The following is a 3087-nucleotide window of genomic DNA, read 5'->3' as shown; positions in this document are numbered from 1 at the left end:
TTCAAACGACACCAAAGATGGCACTTGGCTTGCATGGAACGATAAAGATGTTGAAAAAAGTGGCACACACCCTGTCGCTTACGCAGCGCGTTATAACCATCGCTTTTATCCAAAAGCAGGTACCTATGTACGCATGTTTGGCATGGCCAACGATATTACCAACCAAGGGTTCAAATGGATGCCCAACAATCTTGTAAGATTATATCCGGTAGCAGATAAACGCTTTGACAAAAACACGATGGGCTGGCTTTATTTTCCAGGAATATATGGCGCAAAAGATAACAGTATTCAACCTCTTGGCCTACAACAATGGTTTGGCAACGCTACCTGGGACATTCAAGCACCTGCTACAGCACCGTTCTGCCCTAATATGCCAATGCGAGATCCAAAAAATCTCGATGATAGCTCAAAAATAACACAAGATAAAATGGACTACCAAATTTGTCTTGTCAAAAGCATTCCTAACGCAACAGTACTGCCTAATAGCCAGCAAAAGGAACTCCAAGACAAACTCAATGAACAATTGGGTATAGCAACCAAACAATATCCTTACGATTTACAAAAAATTCAAGAATTACTACCCCAAGGAGCTGATATCAATTCATTCTATCAAGGGTATACGCCACTTATGCGTGCATCTCTTGATAATCGCCCAGAATTTACAGGACTCTATTTGATGCACGGAGCAGACCCTCTTGTTGTTGACACAAATGGAAAAACAGCCTTTCAGTTAGCAGTCGAACGAGGAGCAAATAACGTAGTAAATGTTTTTAAAAATGCTGGTATATGGATGCTTCCAAACGGTGATCTAGGAAGCGATCTTATAAATTTTAAAGCCCAGATAGATAACATGAACAATTGGGTTAACGTTATGATAAACCAAACGTCATGCTCAGATGCAATTGGCCTATCAAAAACATTGAAAAACTTAACTTTCGCCCTATTCATTCAAAATACAATACCCAAAAACGTGCAATTAAAAGGAACCAGTTGGCCTGTAGATCTAAAAATGTGGTACGACCAGCTCAGTGCAGAATTCGATACGTTACGGACAAAAATAAGTCAAATTCAAAGTCGCTATAAAGCATGTGATCAGGCTATAATAGATGCTGCAAATAAAGCCGCAGCTGACGCAGCTGAAAAAACTGCTCAAGAAAAAGCTGCTGCTGATAAGGCCGCTACTGATAAAGTCGCCGCCCAGAAAGCTGCAGCCGAGAAAGCAGCTGCTGATAAAATCGCTGCCGAAAAGGCTGCCGCTGATAAAGCTTACTATGAGGAAACTGACAAAAAAGCTGCGCAAGCCAAAATTGCTGCACAAGCAGCGCTTAAAGCAATCCCTGACGCTCGTAATAACAATCTTTTAAAGCCTGGTTGGGCTGCCCAAATGGCCAATACTTTACAACAATTTATTGATACCCCTGCTAACGTAGGTTATGCACAAACTGTCTTACTCGTAAATACTGCAGGGTCAGACTTAACCAAGACTGGTCCAAATGGCTTTCTTGGTACCAGTAACACCGGCGATGTCTTTAAGGTTATAACTGATTTTATACATTTTCAACCACTGGACATCCAACAATCTGCTATGAAAATGGCGACTCCACTGGCAGCTGCCGCTGCTGATAAAGTCGCTGCTGAACTGGCGGCTATACAACAAACCCGCAATGAACAAACTCAAGCTACCGAGCAAGCAAAAATTGCTGCACAAAGAGCTCTTACTCAAGCAATCAACCCAGGCAATGGACTTTTCTTCAAGATTGGTTGGTCTACACAACTAGCAAATGCTTTACAACAATTTGTGAATTCTCAGACACTTGTTAACGCTCAAATTATTTTGTTGGAAAACACTGCAGGATCTCATCCTACTAACAGTCCAACTCAAGGTTTTCTTGGTGTGGGAGGCATTGACGCTTTTGTTCCATTAACCACCTTTGTAAATACTTACCCCATAGCAACGCAGCAAGATGCCTTACAACAAGCGAGACCTCAAGTGGCAGCTGCCGCTGAAAAAGCTGCTGCCGAACAAGCTATATTAGCAACACGAATATCACAAGCGTCTCAATTTGTCGCTTCAGCAAAAACAGCCCTTGCAGCAGCCCAAAATCCTGGCTATTATATTTTTTTTAAACCTAATGGTGCTACACAAATGGCAGCAGCTTTACAACAATTTATTAATGATCCTACCGTAGCAAACGCACAAAATGCATTGTATGTAAACCTTCAAGTATCAGACCTTACTAATGCGGGACCTCAAGGATTTCTTTCTGCAGGCTTTTTAGACGATACGTTTTATAGATTAACAGATTTTGTAACACCACCCCTATCAACAGCTCAATTAGCAGCTCGAGACCAAGCCGTGGCTGGTGCAAAAATAGCCATTTCTGTCGCCCAAAATCCTGGCAATGCAATCTCATTTAAACCTGGTGGTGCTTCTGCATTAGTTTATTACTTGCAACAATTCATTAAGTATCCAATTATACCAAGCGCACAGATTGTTTTGCAGGCAAATCTTCAATATTCAGATTTACCCAATACTGGGTCTAATGGTTCTCTTGCTATGGGAGGTAATGCCTTTAATGCACTAACAAACTTTGTAGCTTCTGCTTTAGCAGCATATTAGGAAAGAAATATGAAAATCATGAAAAACAAAGCACTGATTCTAACACTGATAATTGCCTGTGCAAGTCCATTAGGAATTTTCACGCCTCTATCGGCATGGAATCCCTTTTCCGCAAGCGACTGGGAAGATTTGGGCGACACTATAAAAGGTGGCTTTGAAGATTTTGGCAAAATTATGAAAGATAGCTTTGTGTCTCTAGGCGAGAGTATAAAATCAACCGCGCTAAAAGCGGGTACCTTTTTTAAAGAAACTGTCTACGAAGAGGGGCTTCGCGATACCATCGGCAAAGGATTTATGTCTGTTTTTGATTGTTCGCAACGTTCAAACGCGCAAGCAAAAACTGCCATTACCTATATAGAAGATAACAGTAGAATTGCAACAGGCATGTATACCAATGTGCTCACCAGAAAAGAACCCGCTAATTTTTGTTCTTCGCCAGGATCTTCTACAGAACCAACAAGCATTAA

General features: G+C 41.3%; 2 protein-coding genes. Both read left to right on the top strand.

Going from position 1 to position 3087, the window contains the following annotated elements:
- On the top strand, positions 1-2620 hold a 2620-nt coding region (locus NTX86_00010), incomplete at its 5' end, for a hypothetical protein (GenBank protein ID MCX5921705.1).
- 9 nt (positions 2621-2629) lie between these two features.
- On the top strand, positions 2630-3087 hold a 458-nt coding region (locus tag NTX86_00005; GenBank protein ID MCX5921704.1), incomplete at its 3' end, for a hypothetical protein.

The sequence above is a fragment of the Candidatus Dependentiae bacterium genome (assembly GCA_026389015.1).
GTDB lineage: Bacteria > Babelota > Babeliae > Babelales > Vermiphilaceae > JAPLIR01.
Note: the sequence above shows the minus strand (reverse complement) of the source record. Positions and strands in the feature narration are given on the sequence as shown.